General features: G+C 53.1%; 17 protein-coding genes. 9 read left to right on the top strand and 8 right to left on the bottom strand.

Annotation, left to right across the window (positions count from 1 at the left end):
- The first annotated feature begins 121 nt into the window (after positions 1-121).
- Both BQ6873_RS10740 and BQ6873_RS10735 read left to right on the top strand, forming a co-directional pair.
- A complete protein-coding gene (locus BQ6873_RS10740) occupies positions 122-1,618 on the top strand; it encodes a DNA-3-methyladenine glycosylase 2 family protein (RefSeq protein ID WP_231949318.1) in 1,497 nt (498 codons plus the stop codon).
- Positions 1,619-1,673: 55 nt separating this feature from the next.
- Complete coding sequence (locus BQ6873_RS10735; protein ID WP_076592636.1) at positions 1,674-2,168, top strand: methylated-DNA--[protein]-cysteine S-methyltransferase; 495 nt, start codon at positions 1,674-1,676, stop codon at positions 2,166-2,168.
- 25 nt (positions 2,169-2,193) lie between these two features.
- Here the strand turns inward: BQ6873_RS10735 and BQ6873_RS10730 are convergent, their stop codons facing one another.
- The 6 genes from BQ6873_RS10730 to BQ6873_RS10705 form a co-directional block, all read right to left on the bottom strand.
- A complete protein-coding gene (locus BQ6873_RS10730; protein WP_083664444.1) occupies positions 2,194-2,775 on the bottom strand; it encodes a peroxiredoxin in 582 nt (193 codons plus the stop codon).
- An 80-nt stretch (positions 2,776-2,855) separates the two neighbouring features.
- A complete protein-coding gene (locus tag BQ6873_RS10725; RefSeq protein WP_076592635.1) occupies positions 2,856-3,200 on the bottom strand; it encodes a DUF4870 domain-containing protein in 345 nt (114 codons plus the stop codon).
- A 199-nt stretch (positions 3,201-3,399) separates the two neighbouring features.
- Positions 3,400-6,033: a DNA topoisomerase III gene (locus tag BQ6873_RS10720; protein ID WP_076592634.1), complete on the bottom strand. Its 2,634-nt coding sequence runs from the start codon at positions 6,031-6,033 to the stop codon at positions 3,400-3,402.
- 256 nt (positions 6,034-6,289) lie between these two features.
- A complete protein-coding gene (locus tag BQ6873_RS10715; RefSeq protein ID WP_076592633.1) occupies positions 6,290-6,766 on the bottom strand; it encodes a DUF494 family protein in 477 nt (158 codons plus the stop codon).
- A gap of 274 nt (positions 6,767-7,040) precedes the next feature.
- Positions 7,041-8,159: a DNA-processing protein DprA gene (gene dprA, locus BQ6873_RS10710; RefSeq protein WP_076592632.1), complete on the bottom strand. Its 1,119-nt coding sequence runs from the start codon at positions 8,157-8,159 to the stop codon at positions 7,041-7,043.
- A gap of 23 nt (positions 8,160-8,182) precedes the next feature.
- Positions 8,183-9,283 carry a LysM peptidoglycan-binding domain-containing protein gene (locus BQ6873_RS10705; RefSeq protein ID WP_076592631.1) on the bottom strand — a complete coding sequence of 367 codons (1,101 nt, stop codon included), beginning with the start codon at positions 9,281-9,283 and terminating at the stop codon, positions 8,183-8,185.
- 169 nt (positions 9,284-9,452) lie between these two features.
- Between BQ6873_RS10705 and def the strand changes: the two genes are divergently transcribed.
- From def to BQ6873_RS10690, 3 genes are all read left to right on the top strand, one after another.
- Complete coding sequence (gene def, locus BQ6873_RS10700) at positions 9,453-9,989, top strand: peptide deformylase (RefSeq protein ID WP_076592630.1); 537 nt, start codon at positions 9,453-9,455, stop codon at positions 9,987-9,989.
- Positions 9,990-10,088: 99 nt separating this feature from the next.
- The gene (fmt, locus tag BQ6873_RS10695; RefSeq protein WP_076592629.1) at positions 10,089-11,039 is read left to right on the top strand and encodes a methionyl-tRNA formyltransferase; all 951 of its coding nucleotides are present in this window, start codon (positions 10,089-10,091) and stop codon (positions 11,037-11,039) included.
- Positions 11,040-11,096: 57 nt separating this feature from the next.
- Positions 11,097-11,510, top strand: a complete 414-nt coding sequence (locus BQ6873_RS10690; protein WP_076592628.1) for a COG3650 family protein — start codon at positions 11,097-11,099, stop codon at positions 11,508-11,510.
- 1 nt (position 11,511) lies between these two features.
- Here BQ6873_RS10690 and BQ6873_RS10685 read toward each other — a convergent pair whose 3' ends face one another.
- Positions 11,512-11,979 (bottom strand): Lrp/AsnC family transcriptional regulator, encoded by a 468-nt coding sequence (locus tag BQ6873_RS10685; protein WP_076592627.1) that lies wholly within the window; start codon positions 11,977-11,979, stop codon positions 11,512-11,514.
- Positions 11,980-12,120: 141 nt separating this feature from the next.
- Between BQ6873_RS10685 and rocD the strand changes: the two genes are divergently transcribed.
- The 3 genes from rocD (at position 12,121) to metH (ending at position 18,170) form a co-directional block, all read left to right on the top strand.
- Entirely contained in the window at positions 12,121-13,347 is a 1,227-nt protein-coding gene (gene rocD, locus BQ6873_RS10680; protein WP_076592626.1) for an ornithine--oxo-acid transaminase, read from the top strand.
- A complete protein-coding gene (locus BQ6873_RS10675; RefSeq protein WP_076592625.1) occupies positions 13,344-14,222 on the top strand; it encodes a dimethylarginine dimethylaminohydrolase family protein in 879 nt (292 codons plus the stop codon). Before rocD ends, BQ6873_RS10675 begins: the two co-directional genes overlap by 4 nt.
- A gap of 171 nt (positions 14,223-14,393) precedes the next feature.
- Entirely contained in the window at positions 14,394-18,170 is a 3,777-nt protein-coding gene (gene metH, locus BQ6873_RS10670; protein WP_076592624.1) for a methionine synthase, read from the top strand.
- Between the two features lie 98 nt (positions 18,171-18,268).
- Here metH and BQ6873_RS10665 read toward each other — a convergent pair whose 3' ends face one another.
- Complete coding sequence (locus BQ6873_RS10665; RefSeq protein ID WP_076592623.1) at positions 18,269-19,036, bottom strand: class II glutamine amidotransferase; 768 nt, start codon at positions 19,034-19,036, stop codon at positions 18,269-18,271.
- A 243-nt stretch (positions 19,037-19,279) separates the two neighbouring features.
- Between BQ6873_RS10665 and phnN the strand changes: the two genes are divergently transcribed.
- A complete protein-coding gene (gene phnN, locus BQ6873_RS10660) occupies positions 19,280-20,656 on the top strand; it encodes a phosphonate metabolism protein/1,5-bisphosphokinase (PRPP-forming) PhnN (protein WP_083664443.1) in 1,377 nt (458 codons plus the stop codon).
- Positions 20,657-20,664: the final 8 nt, after the last annotated feature.

Genomic DNA, 20,664 nt, shown 5'->3' with positions numbered 1-20,664 from the left:
CACAGCGATGCATCCTTCTGCGACCGGCAGATCGTCATCTGCATGAAATTACCCCTCCGAGGATCTTGTCCGAAAACGGCTAGACGCTGCATAAGTCCACGCGTATAAATACGCCATGGACATGCGAAAATTCAACGATCAAACACCCGATGCAAGCTTGGTTGCAGAGAGTTGCTATCGCGCATTGGCGGCGAAGGATGCGCGTTTCGATGGCGTGTTTTTTGTCGGCGTAAAAACTACCGGCATCTATTGCCGTCCTGTTTGTTCAGTCAGAACTCCACGTGCATCGTCATGTACCTATTTCAGCACGGCCGCGGCGGCCGAAGCGGCGGGCTTTCGCCCCTGCTTGCGTTGCCGTCCCGAACTGGCACCGTATGCACTACAACAAAATCTTGCTTATGCAGTCTGGCAAAGGATAGCTGCCGGTGCCTTGAACGATGGTGATACGGAAAGATTAGCGGAAGAAGTTGGCCTGTCATCGCGCCAATTGCGTCGTGTCTTGCTGGAGCACTTTGGCGTTACGCCTGTCGAGTTGGCGCAGACGCAGCGCCTGCTGTTCGCCAAAAAATTACTGCAGGAAACCTGCTTGCCCATGAGCGACGTGGCTTACTCCGCCGGCTTCGGTAGCATACGGCGCTTTAACGCCCTGTTCCTGGCGCGCTATGGCATGGCGCCGACCAGCATACGTCGCGCAGCGGGCACGCTTGCCAACGATGGGCAGGAAGCGATCACATTGCGTCTTGCCTATCGCCCGCCATACGCGTGGGCAGCGATGCTGCGTTACCTCTCAGGGCGTGCCATACCTGGTGTCGAAGCCGTGATAGAGCACGCGCCCGGCACCATGTCGTATGTGCGCAGCGTGCAGCTGGATGAAATCAGCGGTTGGCTAGGCATTACGAATTTATCGGCCAAGAATCAGCTCGAACTGTCTTTGCCTGCCAACCTTGCGCATGTGTTGATGCCCTTGCTGGCACGTGTACGCAGCCAGTTCGATCTCGATGCCAATCCGGAAATCATCGCGGCACATCTGTCGCTGGATCCCTTGTTGGCCAAGCAGATAAGCAAGGTGCCGGGTCTGCGTGTGCCGGGTGCCTTCGATGTCTTTGAATTGGCCATCCGTGCGGTGCTGGGGCAGCAAGTCAGTGTAGCCGGAGCGACTACAGTGTCAGGTCGATTGGTACGGCGCTTTGGTACGCCTGCCGATACGCCTTTCATAGGGCTCAGTCATCACTTCCCTACGGCGGAGCAACTCGCTCATGCCCAGGTGGCGGATATCGCCGCGATTGGAATGCCGACGGCGCGTGCTGGCGCCATTCTTAATCTGGCGCAATTTGCAGCACAAGGCGGTTTGAAAATGAAACCGGGTGTATCGCTGGAAGAAACCGTCGCGCATTTGAAAACGGTGCGTGGCATAGGTGAATGGACGGCGCAATACATCGCCATGCGTGCGTTGCGTTTTCCGGATGGTTTTCCTGCTGGCGATTTGGGTTTGCAAAAAGCGGCGGTGGAAGTGGAAGGCGGAGAGCGTTTGACGGAAAAGCAGCTCCTCGAACGCGCGACAAACTGGTCGCCATGGCGCGCGTATGCAGCGCTGTTGTTGTGGAACTCAATCAGTTGAAGAGCTGATTTTATTAAATGAACAGGTCGATGTTGATATCGACGAAGGAGTAATCATGATTTCCTATATCGAACATCCAAGCCCGGTTGGTATCTTGCTGATCGCTGCGACGGATAATGGGATTTGCGGTATTTATTTTGAAGAGCACAAGCACTTCAAAGGTAAAGATGGCTGGCAAGCAGCGCTGACACAATCGGCCGCAGCACAGCACTTGCAGCGTACGGCACAACAACTGGACGAATATTTTTCCGGAAAGCGGACTGAGTTTGATGTGCCGCTGGATTTGGCTGGAACGGATTTTCAGCGTTCGGTTTGGCAAGAACTGAGCGCTATTCCATTTGGTAAAAGTGTCAGCTATGCGCAGCACGCGCAACGACTTGGCAATCCCAAGGCATTGCGCGCTGTCGGCTCAGCTATCGGGAAAAATCCGATATCGATTATCGTGCCCTGCCACCGCGTGATTGGCTCATCTGGCGCGGTGACTGGCTACGCGGGCGGATTGGAGCGCAAGCGCTTCCTGCTGGCGCTGGAAGATATCGCGGTTAATTAAGGAATAGCCGCGAGAGCGAACGCGGTTATTGATTGTTGCGCGCTTGCAGCCATGCAATCACATGTTCCGCATCGCCATCCGACGGGAACACTGGGTAAAACACTTCCTCGATTCGACCGGCACGTATGATCAGTGTGAGGCGCTTGATCAATTCCAGGCCCGCGAACGTGAAGGTCGGTAACTGCAACGCTTTCGCTAGCGTGAGTTGTTCATCGCTCAGCAAGGGAAAGGGCAAATGCAATCGTTCTACCGCTTCGCTTTGATACTCTGTGTCTTGCGTACTGAGGCCATACACACTAGCACCCAGGGCTTGCAGTTCAGCATAATGATCGCGATAGCCGCAGGATTGCGGCGAGCAACCACGCGCGCCAGGAATCGCATTCCACGCATCTGCACCGCCAGGCAATTCTTGTCCTGGCCGGCCAGTCCGCGGGTAGCAATAGACTACGACCCAGGGAGCTTGCTCTTTCGATAGATCGACTGTCGCACCGGACGTTGCTTGCAAGGTGATAGATGGCAGCGTTAGTCCACACAAGTGATTGCAGGCACCATCGTTGTACGGGACCGGCAGATCAGTAGGCAGTGAAAGGAAATTTTCTGTGGCCATATTTGGAGTGAGATTGAATGTGTTGTGAATCGCGAAAAAGAAAAGAGAGTCTCACTTTTCTTTTTCGCACCGCATAAATTTTACTGTACCAAACGAATCGCAAACGGATAGCGATAAGCTTGTCCTTTGGATGCTGCAACAGCACCTAGAATACAGAAAATCAGATTAACGATCAGCAAGATAGGCACGAAAATTACGCCGATCAGGATGAATGCCAGTAGCCACGCAATGATGAAACCGATGGTGATCGTGATCTGGAAGTTCAATGCTTCTTTGGATTGTGATGCGATGTATGCGGAATCGTCTTTCTTGAGCAGCCAGATGATGAGTGCGCCGAGAAAGCCGGTAAAAATGCCCAGTAGATGGGAGAGCATGGCGATGTTGCAATCGTCTTTGCTTGGGACGGTGGGTTCAAGTTGATCCATGAGAGTTCCCCTCGGTTGGTGATACAAGGTCTGCGTCGAAAATTGATGCAACTCGTTCCATCACGTAAGCGCATTGTTAATGCTCAAGCTTGATGGATGCTTCTGCTGCCGTGCAATGAATATTCGCGTACTTGTTTTAACCTGGATACAACTCAAGTGTACTGCGCATGCGTGCGATGCGCAGTACGATCTTTCTTTTTTACGCGGCGGCTTTTTTGGCGGCCGGTTTTTTCTTGGCGACAGCTTTTTTGGCAACTGGTTTGGCAGCTGTTTTCTTAGCGGCTTTTACCGGTGCGTCATTGCTGGCTTCTGTTTCGCCATCTGCGACCGCTGCTGCCTTGCCTTTGGCTGGTACTTTTTCTTTACGTGGTTCAAATTCGAAGCTGGTCTTGCCGTCTTTGCCACGTACGAGGAAAGCCTTGAACGCGCGACGTGTGCGTTGCGAGACAAAACCAGGCAACAAATCGGTTTTGCCTTCGTTGAGCAGTTTGCTCATTTGTTCCGGCAGAATTTCCTGTTGCAAGATGATGCGACCGCTACGGAAATCGCAAGTCTTCGGTTTGGCGACTGAATTTTCGCAAACGTAGGACAGAGGTAATTCGTACACGTTGCCCGCACATTTCGGGCAAGGGCCGAGTGCAGTCTGGCCGCTGAAATCGACCGGCTCGGCATTCTCGTCATCGTCGTTTTGACCGAAATCGAATTCCAGTTTGAAATTCTTGATCTCTTCATCGCGCGAGATTTTCAACACGGCAGCGAACGGACGTCCCATCTTCGAACGGAAGCCTTGCAGCGGCCCGATGGTTTTATTGGTCAGCAGTTCTTCGACTTCAGCAATTTCAAACTGACGGCTGCCCGGCGTTTTGCTCATCGAGAATTCGCACTTGGTGCAGGCGAAGCGACGATAGTTTTCTTTCACCACACTGCCGCAATTCGGGCATGGCGTTTTCAATGTCGCGTAATCGCCTGGGATCGTATCGTTGTCGTATTCCTTGGCGCGCTTGACGATGATTTGCGTCATCTGTGCAATCTCGCGCATGAATTCTTCACGACTGATCTTGCCGCGTTCCATTTCCGACAGCTTGTATTCCCATTCGCCGGTCAGTTCTGGTGCGGTCAGTTCATTCACGCCCAAGCCGCGCAGTAAAGTCATTAACTGGAATGCTTTTGCGGTCGGGATCATTTCCCGGCCTTCGCGCAACAGGTATTTCTCGTTCAGCAAGCCTTCGATGATGGCAGCACGAGTCGCTGGTGTACCCAGACCTTTGCCGGCCATCGCATCACGCAAGCCATCGTTGTCGATCAGCTTGCCGGCACCTTCCATTGCCGACAACAATGTCGCTTCAGAATAGCGTGCAGGTGGTTTGGTGACGAGGCCGTTGGCAACTACCGATTCGGTTTTGACCTTCTCGCCTTTAGCGACCGGAACCAGCGTGCCGCTGTTTTCCGGATCTTTTTCGTCTATGACTTCTTTGCCGTAAACCGCAAGCCAACCGGGATTGGTCATGACTTTGCCTTCAGTCTTGAACTGATGACCGGAGACTTCGGTAAAGCGTGTCGTGACCTGGAATTCTGCCGCAGGGAAGAAGATCGACATAAAGCGACGCGTCACCAAGTCGTACAGCTTTTGCTCCGGCTCGGACAGATTCTTCGGTGCTTGCGTGGTCGGAATGATCGCAAAGTGATCACTGATCTTCGTGTTATCGAAAATCCGCTTGTTCGGCTTGACCCACTTGTTGTCCGTGATCTGCTTGGCGAACTGGTGGTAATTATTGTTTTCGGCGATGACTTCCAACGTCTCCAGCACGGTCGGCAGATAATCTTCCGGCAAGTGGCGTGAGTCGGTACGTGGATAGGTCAAGACCTTGTGCTTTTCATACAGTGCTTGTGCCAGGCTCAAAGTGTTCTTGGCAGAGAAGCCGAAGCGCGCATTGGCTTCGCGTTGCAAGCTGGTCAGGTCGAACAGAGCCGGTGCCATGGACGTGGTCGGCTTCGATTCTTCGGTGACATTGCCTTGCTTGCCACGGCATGCCGCAACGATGGATTCAGCGGCTGCCTTGCTCCACAGACGTTCGGCGCGGCGTTCTGGATCGACTTCATCCTTCTTGAATGAAGTGTCCAGCCAGCGACCTTGATAAATACCGGCGGCGCAGACGAACTCTCCGCGCACTTCCCAGTAATCACGCGGGACGAACTTCTTGATCTTCTCTTCGCGCTCAACCACGATGGATAACGTCGGTGTCTGTACGCGACCAACGGTGGTCAGGTAGAAGCCACCTTCCTTCGAGTTGAAGGCCGTCATTGCACGGGTGCCGTTGATGCCGATCAGCCAGTCAGCTTCGCTACGGCAACGTGCGGCGTCAGCCAGTGGCAACATTTCTTCATCGCTGCGCAGATTCTTGAATGCTTCGCGTATCGCACCTGGCGTCATCGATTGCAGCCACAGACGTTTGACCGGTTGTTTGGCTTTTGCGTGTTGTGCGATCAGACGGAAAATCAGTTCACCCTCACGCCCGGCATCGCATGCGTTGATCAGGCCGGTGACATCTTTGCGCTTGATCAGCTTGTTCAGTATTTTCAGACGTGATTCGGTCTTGGCGATCGGATTGAGTGCGAAATACGGTGGAATCATCGGCAAATGCGCGAATGACCATTTGCCGCGTTTGACGTCGTATTCTTCCGGTACCGCGATTTCAAGCAGATGGCCGACGGCGGATGAAAGGACGTATTCGTCGGATTCAAAGTACTCATCGTGCTTGGTAAAGCCGCCGAGCGTCTTCGCGATATCGTTCGCGACGGATGGCTTCTCGGCAATGATGAGGGTCTTTGTCATAGTAAATAGGGTCTCGAAATGGACGCGTCAATATACGCGCTATATGCTGCACAACATGCGGCTTGCAGCTTATCAAACGGGCGATTTCTCATGAAAACGCTGCCTAATATAATAATTGCATAGCCGTCAAGCGGCCAATGATAAGCGCGTTGCTGGGAAATCCGCAAGCGGGAGGCAAAAGAGATGCGAAAAAGAAAGCTGGTGTGTTGTTGAAGAAGCATGTCCGGGGTGAGCGGACATGCTGGAACGGCATACTTCAGTGCAGCATCCGTGGTGGGGCGTCGTCATCGTCGAGAAACAACTCGTCGAATATCAGACCATCCGGTTCCTTGCCCTGACTCCACAAGACCATCAACACGATGACCTTCAGCTTTTCCAGCGAAATCGGCGATTCGCCGGCAGCCAATGCGCGTTCAATGACGATTTCGCGCTGGACCGGGTTGATCAGCTTGGCCGATTCGAGGAATTGAATGAAGCCGACCGCAGGCGTACCGAGTACATCCATTTCTTGTGTCGCGTAGATGCGGATGCCGAACGAGAACGCCGTCTGATGCGGATAAGAGTCGGAGAGTTCGTTCGTGGTCTCGGCGAGCGCAGTTAGCCAGCCGAGAGCCTTCTCGATCTCTTCTTCTTCAAAGCCGATAGCGGATAGTTTTTTTACCAGCGCCTCAGAGTCCGGGCAGGCATCGGGCCGGTAATAGGTTTCGTACAGATAGACTAGAACGTCAAACATGGCTTCACCGTAGCGCTTGGGTTAAGACGTCACCATTGCTGGTGCCGCCTGGATCGGATGCGTATGAATCACGCTCTTTACACAACACACACTACAAAGAGGTGTTACGACAGCGGCAGATCAAAAAACAGCGCTTACTGAGAAGAAGGATACCACTAAAAATGCTGATGCCAATAGGGACGGAAATTTTGTGCACAAGGATGCGATGTCAAATTGAAATGATCGTTGCGTTTGTGTGCTGAAGCATTAGCTAAACACTCATTAACGATAATCTTCAGGCAATGCGTCGGTATAAGCCGCCGGGCAACATTTCTGCCAGACCATCTAATTCCAGGGAAAGCAGATGCGCATTGATGGCCGCGATGTCGAGCTGGCAACGCATGGCTAGCGTGTCGGCATCAACCGGATCGTGGCCCATCGTTTGCAATACCTGTGCGTAGGGCGCATCGATTTCAATTTGCTCGGCAGGGACATTTGCTGTCATCGCAATTGGCGCGTATTTCAATTCTTCCAAAATATCCTGCGCCGATTCCACCAGCTTTGCGCCTTGCTTGATTAGTTGGTGACAGCCTTTCGATAAAGGCGAATGTATCGAGCCGGGAATCGCAAACATGTCGCGCCCTTGCTCGGCTGCCATGCGCGCCGTGATTAGCGAGCCGGATTGCAAGGCAGCTTCAACTACCAAGACACCGCGCGACAGACCGCTGATGATGCGATTGCGACGCGGGAAGTTGGACACGATGGCCGGTACGCCAAGCGCGTATTCGCTGAGGATGCAACCTGCTGCTGCAATTTGATGCGCGAGTGTGCGATTGCGTGCGGGATAAACAATGTCGGCACCCGTGCCGATGACGGCGATGGTGGAGCCGGCGCTTTGCGTTTTTTGTATCGCTTGCAAGCCGCCGTGATGTGCTGCGGTGTCTATGCCTAAGGCCATACCGGAGACGATGCTTAATCCTGCCAGACTGAGTGCTTCGGAAAATTTTTCAGCGTTGCTTATGCCTTGTGCGGTTGCATTGCGACTGCCGACGACGGCTAGCGAAGGACGCGATAATAATTCGATGCGTCCTTTTGCATAAAGAAGGATAGGCGGATCGGAGATTTCAAGCAGTGCTGCTGGGTAGTCTGCATCGGCTAGCGTGAGGACATGATTGTCTGCTTGCGCTGCCCATTCTTGCGTACGTGCTATCAGTGCTTTGCTTGATTCCGAAAGCGGTGCCAGCAGCGCATGCGCGATGCGATCCGAGACTACGGCTTGTAATGCGGAGAGATGGGTGTTGAAGATGTTTTCCGGCAGACCGAACGCGCTGAGTAGTTTGCGTGCGGTCTCAGGGCCGACACCGGGCGTTTGCTCCAGCCGGAGCCAGTGTGCAATATCGTCCGATGCAGGCATCGTTGCGACCTGTGATGGAAGCGTTATTCCGGCGATTTGGCGATGTCGCCAACTTGCACCGTATCCCTTACCTGCATCACCAGACCGTAAGAGATATTGTTGAAGACACGGAAGACGAACAGTTCGCCGTATTGCTCATCCGGCAGCTTGATCAAGCCGCGGCCGTTGCCGGTGGTGCGATCCGGCACCATCAAACCGAGACGGCGCAGTTCCAGCACGGTGCCGATATCGACACCATCTTTGGCGCCGCGATTGATTGCTACGATCTGGTTCTGTCCGGCTTGCGACACGCCGCCGTAGACGGATACGATGCGCGCTTCAAGCGGCTGCTCGGGTGCATGCGGTACGTAGTTGATGAATGGCGTCGGTTCTTCCGGAATCAGGCGATCGCCTACGCCCATTTCTTCCTTGGCTGTTACTACCGTCAAGGTGTGTGGTTCGTTCTCTGCTTTGCTCAGACGCTGCAGTTTCAAGGTGCCGAGGTACATGGCTTCATAGCCGATGATTTGTTTGGTGACTGGATCTTTCAAAGGCTTGCCCGGACGGAAAGCCTGGAATGAGGTGCGGCCCTGCAAGTCGCCGCGTACATAGGCCTTGTCGCCACTGGCAAGAAAGACGTGGCCTTCCTGTGTCGCGACGATGCGTGGCGTATTTTTCAGCTCGTCGACTTCAACAATCAACGGTTTGGTCAGGAATTGTTCTATCGATTTAAACGAAACGGCAGAAATCGCATCCGAGGCTGCATCGGTGGAGCGTACTTGTGGGGACAGACGCACGGTAGGCACGCCGCTATTGTCGCTGCCGACTTCTTTGCCTAGGCGCAAGCGCCCTGCAACGCGGTCAAAATAAACGGTTTGGCCCGGATAAATCCAGTGTGGATTGCGAATTTGTTCGCGATTCATGTCCCAAACTTGTGGCCAGCACCAAGGACGTTCCAGAAATTTGCCAGAAATACCCCACAAGGTGTCGCCACGCACGACCACATGTTGATCGGGTGCATTGGCCAGAAAAGCACAGCGGGCATTGCCTGAGACGGCATTTGACGGTGTTTGGGAGAAGGCTGTTGCGGGTAAAACGGCAGAGACAAGTGTGAGGAAGAGTGCAGCTGTGCTAAAATTTTTCATGGTTTGTCCGGTAATGGGCCAATTTTGACGCTGTGCTGCAGCATGTTAATAACGAACAAACGAATTCGTGAAAAAACTTGCCAAATTGAATCAAATTCTGCACATAAATCCTTGAAGTAGCAAGAAGAACCACGCTCCTAACCTGCCGCCTTGTTGCGCAAAAGCACGTATGTCCATATTAAATATCTTGCGTTACCCCGATCCACGGCTGCATAAAATTGCCAAGCCGGTCACCGTGTTCGATGAACGCATCAAGACGCTGGTCGCCGACATGGCAGAAACCATGTACGAAGCGCCGGGCGTAGGCTTGGCCGCGTCACAAGTCGATGTGCATGAGCAAATCATCGTGATCGACACCTCGGAAACGCATACCGAACTGCGTGCTTATATCAATCCGGAAATCATCTGGGCCAGTCCGGAAATGCAGGTCTATGACGAAGGCTGTCTGTCGGTTCCCGGCGTGTACGACGGCGTAGAACGACATGCTCAAGTCAAGGTTCGTGCTTTCGATGCAGACGGCAAACAATTCGAACTGGAGGCAGATGGCTTGCTGGCTGTATGCATCCAGCATGAAATGGATCACCTCAAAGGCAAGGTATTCGTTGAATATCTGTCGCCGCTCAAGCGCAATCGCATCAAGGCCAAGATGTTGAAAGAAGAGCGCGAGATCAATCGCGCCAACAAACAGCGTTCGGCGCAATCCTGAGTGTTGTTGCCGGACTCGGCGTGAGTCCGGTATCGTTGTCTCCCATCAATACCGCACGCATGGGTTCGCATCCTGTGCTGCTCGTACTACAATCCCCTCATGAAAATTATTTTTGCCGGCACACCGGAATTCGCGGCGGTCGCCTTGGCGTCGCTGCACGCAGCAGGTTTTGAAATTCCGCTCGTCTTGACGCAGCCGGATCGGCCTGCCGGTCGCGGCATGCAATTGCACGCGTCTGCAGTCAAACAGTTTGCACTGGCGCATAACATTCCGGTCGCGCAGCCGGTGTCGCTGCGCCTCGATGGCAAATATCCCGACGTTGCAGCAGAAGCGCATGCCTTGTTGAAAGCAACACCGCATGATGTGATGGTAGTGGCTGCCTACGGTTTGATCCTGCCGCAATCGGTGCTGGATATTCCGCCACGTGGCTGCATCAATATTCACGCATCCTTGTTGCCGCGCTGGCGCGGTGCTGCTCCTATTCATCGCGCGATAGAAGCGGGCGATGCGGAAACCGGCGTCACCATCATGCAAATGGAATTGGGTTTGGATACCGGCCCTATGCTGGCTATGCAAAGTTTGCCGATTACGGCGGACGATACGACCGCGAGTTTGCATGACAAGCTTGCCAAGCTGGGCGGCGAGATGATCGTCGATACCTTGTGCAAGCTGGAACATGGTGATTTGCCTGCTGAAGCGCAACCGGATGGTGCGAACTATGCGGCGAAGATTTTGAAGGATGAAGCGACGCTGGATTTCACGCAGTCCGCTGTCGTGTTGGCGCGCAAGATACGCGCTTTCAATCCCTTCCCCGGTGCTGCTGCGACTTGCGATGGCACGCTGATCAAGTTCTGGCATGCGGAAGCGGTACCTGCTTCCAATCAATTAGCGCCAGGCCAGGTAATCGCGGCCAATCCGCATGACGGTGTGCTGGTTGCCTGTGGCGATGGTGCATTGCGCGTGACGGAATTGCAAAAGCCGGGCGGCAAGCGTTTATCGGCGGTGGAGTTTCTGAAGGGCTTTGCGCTGGAAGACAAGCGCTTCCAGTAAATCGTTTTTGCAAAGTTTCTGGCAAATGTTGCAGTCTTGTTCGACGGGAGATATGCGATGAAAAGAAGCATCATTTTGTTGACGCTGTTTTTAGCTGCCTGCCAGAGTGCAGATGCGATTAAGCAGAAAACGGTAGCGCCGCAGCCAGAACGAAATATGCAGATGGCCAACGTGGTGATCTGGTGGGCGCACGGTAATGAGCCGTTCTGGAAATTCACTGCAGACTTCAGCAAGCTGCGCTTCGAAAGTCTGGGTGAAGAAGCCGAATACTTCGCCTATACCCCATTTGGCAACGATGGCGCGGCGCGTACCTTCGCAGCGAAGAACGAGCGCACCGCTATACAGATCCGCATGTTGCAGCAAAGCTGTACCGACAATATGTCGGGTGCACAGTACCCATGGACGGCTGAAGTCACGATCGGTAACCGCAAGCTGCAAGGTTGCGGCGAGCGCGGTCGTTTGGCGGAGTAGTTTAATCCGGTAGCGGTAAAGGGCTGGCGGGTTTGATTTCTTCCAGACACACCATGGAACGCACGCCAGCTACGCCGGGGACTTGCATCAGTCTGTCGGTTAAAAATGCCGATAGCGATTTGAGGTCAACAGCGACCACTTTCAGCAGATAGTCGAAGTCACCGGAGATGGTGTAACACTCCAAAATTTCCGGGAACTGCCGGATCGCTTTTTCCAATTCGCGCACTTGTTTGAACTGTTCGCGCGCAATATTCAAATTCACGAAAGCGGTGACGCCGAGGCCGAGCGCAGCCGCGTCGACTTGCGCGCTATAGCCGCGTATTACACCTTCCTGTTCCAGTCTTTGTACGCGTCGGTAACATTGCGGCGGCGATAAATTGACGCGCTCCGATAATTCCACATTGGAGGCACGTCCGTGGCTTTGCAGGGTTTCCAGCAGGATGCGGTCGTAGCGGTCGAATTTTTCCATAAATACCTCTATACGTGCACGATTCGTTCACTTTATACCTAAATGACGTTCAATAACGCAGAAATATTTCTCTGCATTAGCCTTAACATGTAAGGGTGAATTGCATCGTTCCGCAGGGTTTTCTTTTGAGGGAGCGTCATCGTGAGCAGTCATCGCATCGCATTGGAAGATCGCTATTGCGCGCATAACTATCAGCCTTTGCCGGTCGTATTGACCAAAGGCAAAGGTATCTGGTTGTGGGATGAAGACGGCAAGCGTTATATGGACATGATGTCTGCCTATTCCGCCGTCAGCTTCGGGCACAGTCATCCCGACTTGGTTGCTGCACTCACGCATCAGGCTGGTCAGTTAGCTGTTACTTCACGCGCGTTTTACACCGATCAGTTAGGCGCATTTTTGCAATTACTGTGCGAGATGACCGGCATGCCAAAAGCTTTGCCCATGAACAGCGGCACCGAAGCGGTGGAAACTGCTTTGAAGGCCGCGCGCAAATGGGGCTACAAGGTCAAAGGCATTCCCGATCAACAAGCCGAGATTATCGTTTGCCACGGTAATTTTTCAGGACGTACGACGACCATCGTCGGTTTCTCTTCCGAGGCGCAGTACCGTGATGGCTTTGGCCCGTTTGATGGCGGCTTCGTGACGATACCTTTTGGCGATGCAGCAGCATTGGAAGCGGCGATCACGCCGCGCACTACTGCTTTTCTGGTCGAACCTATACAAGGTGAAGGCGGCATCATCGTGCCACCGGATGGATATCTGGCGCAATGTCGCGAGATATGTACCCGTCACAATGTTTTGCTGATTTGTGATGAAGTGCAGACCGGCTTGGGCCGCACCGGACGTTTGCTGGCTTGCGATCATGAAGGCGTGAAACCGGATGGCTTGATACTGGGCAAGGCTTTGGGCGGCGGTCTGTTGCCGGTCTCGGCATTTTTGGCGCGACGCGATGTGATGGATGTATTTACACCGGGCGATCACGGCAGCACTTTCGGTGGCAATCCTTTGGCTGCGGCAGTTGGTTATGCCGCGCTGTCCTTGCTGCGTGATGGTGAATTGATCGCAATGGCGCAGCGACTGGGGCAACGCTTGCGCGATGGTTTGCATGCGCTACAGCATCCGGCGATACGCAGCGTGCGCGGCAAGGGATTGCTGATCGGCCTGGAACTGGATCCGAAGATTATTTCGGCACGCAGCTTTTGCGAACGCCTGATGGAAAACGGCGTGTTGTCGAAAGAGACGCATCACACCGTTGTCCGCTTTGCACCGCCCTTGATTATCAGCGCAGAAGAAATCGATGCAGCATTGCGCATCATCGAATATGTATTCGCCACTTTGCCCACGCCACACACGGAGGATTGCACATGAAGCATCTCGACACCTTTCTGACGTGCGCACCTGAGCACTTTGAGGTTTCCTACATCATCAATCCGTGGATGGAAGGGAATGTAGCGCATGGTGATCGCCTGACTGCGCAAGGACAATGGCTGGAGCTGGTTCATGCTTTGCAAGCCGTGGCGCGCGTTGAGCGCATGCCATCGGCAGAGGGTGTGCCGGACATGGTGTTTACTGCGAATGGCGGGCTGGTAATGGGGGACAACGTGATTTTGTCGAGTTTCCGTCATGTCGAGCGCAAGCCTGAGGAAGCGCACTTTGCTGCATGGTTCGCTGCGCGTGGATTGAACGTGTTGCATATGCCGCATGAATTACCGTTTGAAGGTGCTGGTGACGCTTTATTGGATAGAGGCAGTGATCTGCTGTGGTTCGGCAACGGTCATCGTTCGGATGTGGCATGTGGGCCTTTGATCGCCGAGATGCTGAATATTGAAGTGCAGTCTTTGAAACTGGCTGACCCGCGTTTTTATCATCTGGACACTTGCTTCTGTCCTTTGCAAGGCGGGTATTTGCTGTATTACCCGGATGCCTTTGACGCCGCTGCACAAGCGCGTATTGCGGCACGCGTGCCAGCGCAAAAACGCTTTGCCGTATCGCAGGAAGACGCACTTAATTTCGCTTGTAATGCAGTCAACAGCGGTACGCATGTATTCCTGAATCAGGCGTCGCTGAGCTTGTGTGCGCAACTGGAACACTGGGGTTTTAACGTGCATCAGATTGCTCTGACGGAATTCATGAAGGCTGGCGGCGCAGCCAAATGTCTAACCCTGAAAATGAATGAGTCACGAATGTCCAAGTCGAAACATGCGACAGACGGCAACTTGGTCGAATCAGCACCAGCGCTGTAGTGGCTGACAGCCGGGCTTGCGTCTGTTGTGAAAAGGATAAGAAGCGGCTAAGAACAGAGGGTTTAACGTATAATTTCACCTAGTTTTCATACTAGTTAACCCGGCGCGGCCTGTGTCCGGGTTTTTGCTTTTATGTGGCTGCACCGATAACGAATAGATAAAGAATTGACGATGAAACGCGACGCTCTCTGCCCTACTGAAGTTCTTCTGCGCGACCTGATGGCGCGCCGCATCCTGATTCTGGATGGCGCGATGGGAACCATGATTCAGCAATACAAGCTGACGGAAGAGGATTATCGCGGCGAGCGTTTTGCAGATTTGGCTGCTGCTGGTGTACATGTGCCGCCAGGCAGAGAGCTGTTCGTCAAAGGCAACAATGAATTGTTGTCGCTGACGCAGCCGCACATCATCAGCGAAATTCATGAAAAATATCTGGCCGCTGGTGCCGACCTGATCGAGAGTAATACTTTCGGTGCGACCACGGTGGCGCAGGACGATTACCACATGGCTCATCTTGCTTACGAGATGAACGTGGCATCGGCACGTCTGGCGCGCGCAGCATGCGACAAGTATTCGACACCGGACAAACCACGCTTTGTCGCTGGCGCTTTGGGGCCTACACCGAAGACTGCATCGATTTCACCGGACGTCAACGATCCGGCCGCACGTAATGTCACCTTCGATCAATTGGTCGCTGCATATCTGGATCAGACGCGCGCGCTGGTAGAAGGCGGCGCCGATGTGCTGCTGGTCGAAACCATTTTCGATACGTTGAACTGCAAAGCGGCATTGTTCGCGATCGACCAATTTTTTGAAGAGTCTGGCAAGCGTTTCCCTATCATGATTTCCGGCACCGTCACGGATGCATCCGGTCGTATTCTGTCGGGACAAACTGTGCCTGCCTTCTGGCATTCGATACGTCATGCGCGTCCGCTGACCGTCGGTTTGAATTGCGCACTTGGTGCGGCGCTGATGCGCCCGTATGCGGAAGAGTTGTCGAAGATCGCCGATACCTACGTTTGTATCTACCCGAACGCAGGTTTGCCTAATCCGATGAGCGATACCGGCTTTGATGAAACACCGGACGTTACTTCGTCGCTGCTGAAAGATTTCGCAGAAAGCGGTTTCGTCAACGTCGCTGGTGGTTGCTGCGGTACCACGCCGGATCACATCAAGGCCATTGCTGAGACCGTAAAAAATATCGCCCCACGTGTGATTCCGACGATAGCACCAACAATGAAATTGTCTGGCCTAGAGCCTTTCATCATTGATGACCAGTCGCTGTTCGTCAACGTTGGTGAACGTACCAACGTCACCGGTTCCAAGGCATTCGCACGTTTGATCATCAACGAGCAATACGATGAAGCATTGGCCGTTGCACGCCAACAGGTCGAGAACGGCGCGCAGATCATCGATATCAATATGGATGAGGCGATGCTGGATTCGCAGGCAGCGATGTCGCGCTTCCTGAATTTGGTCGCATCCGAGCCTGATATCGCACGCGTACCTATCATGATCGATTCATCGAAATGGTCGGTGATCGAAGCAGGGTTGAAATGCGTGCAGGGCAAAGCCATCGTCAACTCGATTTCGATGAAAGAAGGCGAAGAGAAATTCCTGCATGAAGCCAAGCTGTGCCGTCGTTACGGTGCGGCTGTGATCGTCATGGCTTTCGATGAAAAAGGCCAGGCCGATACCTTCGAGCGCAAGATCGAGATCTGCGAGCGTGCGTACAACTTGCTGGTGAAAGAAGTTGCCTTCCCGCCGGAAGACATCATCTTCGATCCGAACATCTTCGCGATTGCGACTGGTATCGAAGAACACAATAACTACGCGGTTGATTTCATCAACTCGGTACGCTGGATTAAAGAGAATCTGCCGCACGCAAAAATCAGCGGCGGTGTGTCCAACGTTAGCTTCAGCTTCCGCGGCAACGATCCGGCACGTGAAGCGATACACACGGTATTCCTGTATCACGCGATCAAGGCCGGCATGACGATGGGTATCGTCAACGCCGGTATGGTCGGCGTGTATGACAATTTGCCAGCAGAGTTGAAAGAGCGCGTCGAAGACGTCGTGCTGAATCGTCGCGAAGATGCGACCGAACGCATGATTGAAATCGCCTCGACCTTGAAGGCTGGCGACAAGAAAGAAGAAGCGACGCTGGAATGGCGTAGCGGCACGGTGCAGCAACGTCTGGCGCATGCGTTGGTGCAAGGTATTACGCAATGGATAGTTGAAGACACCGAAGAAGCGCGGCAGGAATTGCTGGGTAATGGCGGTCGTCCTATCCACGTGATCGAAGGTCCGTTGATGGATGGTATGAACATCGTCGGTGATCTGTTTGGTCAGGGCAAAATGTTCTTGCCGCAGGTCGTGAAATCCGCGCGCGTGATGAAACAAGCCGTTGCGCATCTGATTCCATACATCGAAGAAGAAAAGCGTTTGCTGCAAGAGCAGACCGGCATCGTTAGCAAACCGAAAGGCAAGATCGTCATCGCGACCGTCAAGGGCGATGTGCATGATATCGGCAAGAACATCGTATCGGTCGTGCTGCAATGTAATAACTTTGAAGTCGTGAATATGGGCGTGATGGTGCCGTGTTCCGAAATTCTGGCAAAAGCTAAAGAAGAGAACGCCGACATCATCGGTCTCTCGGGTTTGATCACGCCTTCACTGGAAGAAATGGCTTACGTTGCGAAAGAGATGCAGCGTGATGAATACTTCCGTGGTTTGAAAATGCCTTTGTTGATCGGTGGCGCGACGACTAGCCGTGCGCATACCGCAGTCAAGATCGCGCACAACTATGACGGCCCTGTCGTCTATGTACCAGATGCATCGCGTTCGGTTTCCGTCGCGCAATCGCTGCTGACACCGGAACAACGTGACGCCTACATCGCAGAAGTGGCGGCCGATTACGAACGCATACGCGAGCAGCATGCGAATAAAAAAGCCGTGCCTATGCTGACGCTGGAACAAGCACGTGCCAATAAGATGAAACTGGAATTCACCGGCCAGTACGCGCCGGTCAAACCTAAGTTCATCGGTCGTCGCGTGTTCAAGAATGTTGATCTGGCGACGATAGCCCAATACATAGACTGGGGCCCATTCTTCCAGACTTGGGATTTGGCTGGCCCGTATCCTGCGATCCTGACAGATGAAGTAGTCGGCGATGCGGCGACCAAGGTTTTTGCTGAAGGTCAGGCCTTGTTGAAAAAAGTCATCGAAGGTCGTTGGTTGCAAGCCAATGGCGTGATTGCCTTGTTGCCGGCGAATACGGTCAATGACGACGACATCGAAGTCTATACGGATGAAACGCGCACCAAGGTTGCCTTCACTTACTACGGTTTACGTCAACAGACAGTGAAGCCAGTGATCGATGGCGTAGCACGTCCGAATCAATGCCTCGCTGATTTCATTGCACCGAAATCATCCGGTGTTGCCGATTACATCGGTTTGTTTGCTGTCACTGCTGGTCTCGGTATTGAAAAGTACGAGAAGCGCTTTGAAGATGCGCATGACGACTATTCATCGATCATGTTGAAGTCATTGGCAGATCGTCTGGCAGAAGCCTTTGCCGAGCATTTGCATGAACGTGTGCGTAAAGACTTGTGGGGCTATGCTACCGACGAGAAGCTGTCGAATGAAGCGCTGATCAAGGAAGAGTACAGCGGCATTCGCCCTGCTCCTGGTTATCCGGCTTGCCCGGAACATACGGTCAAAAAAGAAATGTTCCAAACCTTGCAGGCGGAAGAAATCGGCATGATGCTGACTGATTCATACGCGATGTTCCCTGGTGCTGCGGTGTCGGGTTTTTACTTTGCACATCCGGAAGCGAAGTACTTCGTAGTTGGTAAGGTCGGTGACGATCAAGTCAACGATATGGTGGCGCGTCGCGGTGCGAGGAAGGAAGATGTTGAGCGTTGGTTGGCGCCGAATTTGTCCTGAGTCGATCATTGTTTTAATCATCAGGCATTAATAAAAAAGCTGCAGGAAATTTCCTGCAGCTTTTTTTATGTCATCTTGATCTGAAAAATATGTGGCGTTTAGGGCAGCGGTAATCCGTCGATAAACACTTTCAATTCACCACTCTGGAATTGTGTCCATTTCTCATTCGTGGTCAGCGGTTCAGTCACGATGATGGCGACGCGATCATTCGGCGTCGTCACTTCAGAAAAATTCACCTTCACATCTTCATCGCACAAGGTTGCTTCCGCGAACGGGTGTTGACGCACGATGTAATGCAGATTGGTCGAGCAATGCGCGAACAAGGCAGAACCGTCGGACAGCATCATATTGAAAGTGCCGTGCTGCGCAATTTCCTTGGTCAACTCGGCGATGGCTGCGGTTAATTCCGGCAGCATAGGCAAGGCATCGTCAAAACGTCGGCGTAACTCTTGCAGGATGTAGCAAAAGGCCGCTTCGCTATCAGTCGTGCCTACCGGTTGATATGGGCCGTTCAGTTCAGGATTGAAGTCCTTCAGGTCGCCGTTATGTGCGAAGACAAAGTAACGACCCCATAATTCGCGCACGAAGGGATGGCAGTTTTCCAGAGCAACATGGCCTTGGGTCGCCTTGCGGATATGGGCGATGACATTTTTCGATTTGATCGGGAAGCGTCGAATCAGATCTGCTACCGGCGATTTTATTGCGGCTTGATAGTCGACAAAATGGCGCACACCGGCGCCTTCAAAAAATGCGATGCCCCATCCGTCATTGTGGACATCGGTACCGCCGCCGCGTGTCGCGAAGCCGGTGAAGCTGAACACAATGTCAGTCGGGACATTGCAATTCATTCCAAGAAGCTGGCACATGTATTTCCGTTGGTTGAAGCTGAATGATAGCCACAGTATCTCACGACTGCGGGTGGGCCTTATCTGTCGAAGAAAATAATATGACGTGCGTGTTACCGCTTAGCCTGCTGAAAATGGTTGTTGTCGTATTTTCTTCATGCGAGTAAAAAATACCGACCTTATTGCTTGTGCGGCCTGTAATGTCAAAATCTGGTCATAATCGTCCACTAGCATGAACGCAATCCATCCACCATCAGGTGAGTTATGCGCACTCGGGATATGCTGATGCACGGCAGTACCGGCCTCGAGCAAGGCGCACGTTGCGATATTGACTCGTCGTCTGATGCTGTGCGCGTATCATCTGCAGGTATGGCACGCTACGCACTCTACTTCACCCCTCCCGTCGATTCCGTCTGGACGCAAGCCGGCAGTCATTGGCTGGGGCGCGAGATACAGGTGGCAGAGTCATCTGCACAAATCAACATTCCCGGTATTCCCAAATTATTGCTGACCAGCTTGACCGCAGATGCGCGTCGCTACGGCTTTCATGCAACGTTGAAAGCACCCTTTCGCTTATTCGAAGGCTTTAGTGAAGCGCATTTGCTGGAAATGGTAGCGGCGTTTTGTTCGACGCAAAAAGCGATCGTGCTGGACGAACCGCGTGTGCGACCGCTGGCGGATTTTCTGGCATTGCAGGTTAATGGTCCATTGGATGAAATCGGCGGGCTGGCGATGCGATGCGTTACCTATTTCGATTTATTGCGAGCGCCTTTAACGGAACAGGAATTGGCGCAACGTCGAAGTGCGGGACTGACGGCAAGACAGAGTGCGCTTTTGCAACGCTGGGGTTATCCATATACAGAAGAGTTTTTTCGCTTCCACATGACCTTGAGTGATGCGCTCTTGCCTGTCGATGCCGATGTGATTTACGCGATACGCAAAGCGGCCGAGCAACATTTTTCCGCAGCGCTGGAGCAGGCACCATTGGTGATAGATGCGTTGACGATCGCACGTGAAGATTATCCAGGCGCACCTTTTGTTGAGTGGAAGCGAATTCCTTTTTCTGCGCAGAGTGAACGCGCGACGTTGCCAGCGAGCGGACGACTATTTTATTGTGTCGGACCTTCCGGCGTAGGCAAAGATGCCTTGCTGCAGTGGGTACGAGAACATTGTTCCGACAATGATCAAGTGATGTTTGCGCAAAGAACAATCACGCGTGCTTCTCAATCACATGAGGCGCACGAAGCAGTGGATGTCCCGACTTTTTGGCGGCTGGCAGCAGGTGGTCAATTTTCTATGGTGTGGCAAGCCAATGATCTTTGTTATGGCATACGACGTGGGATTGAGGCTGATTTGAAAGCTGGACGCGATGTCATCATCAATGGTTCTCGCGCCTACGTGCCGCAATTACGCCAGGCATTTCCTGATGCAATTGTTGTCTGGGTTGAGGCGAATGAAAATTTGTTGCGTGAACGATTGGAAGCACGGCAGCGTGAAAAAGGCCCGGCTTTGCTGAAACGCCTTAAACGCGGCAAGGAATTTACAGCGCCGGACGAGCCGCAAGTGATACGACTGGATAATAGTGGCCCGCTGGAAGTGGCGGGACAGCGCTTGCTCGAAATATTACGAGAAAAGAATTAATGCTGGAT

The organism is Herminiimonas arsenitoxidans (assembly GCF_900130075.1).
Lineage (GTDB): Bacteria > Pseudomonadota > Gammaproteobacteria > Burkholderiales > Burkholderiaceae_D > Oxalicibacterium > Oxalicibacterium arsenitoxidans.
Note: the sequence above shows the minus strand (reverse complement) of the source record. Positions and strands in the feature narration are given on the sequence as shown.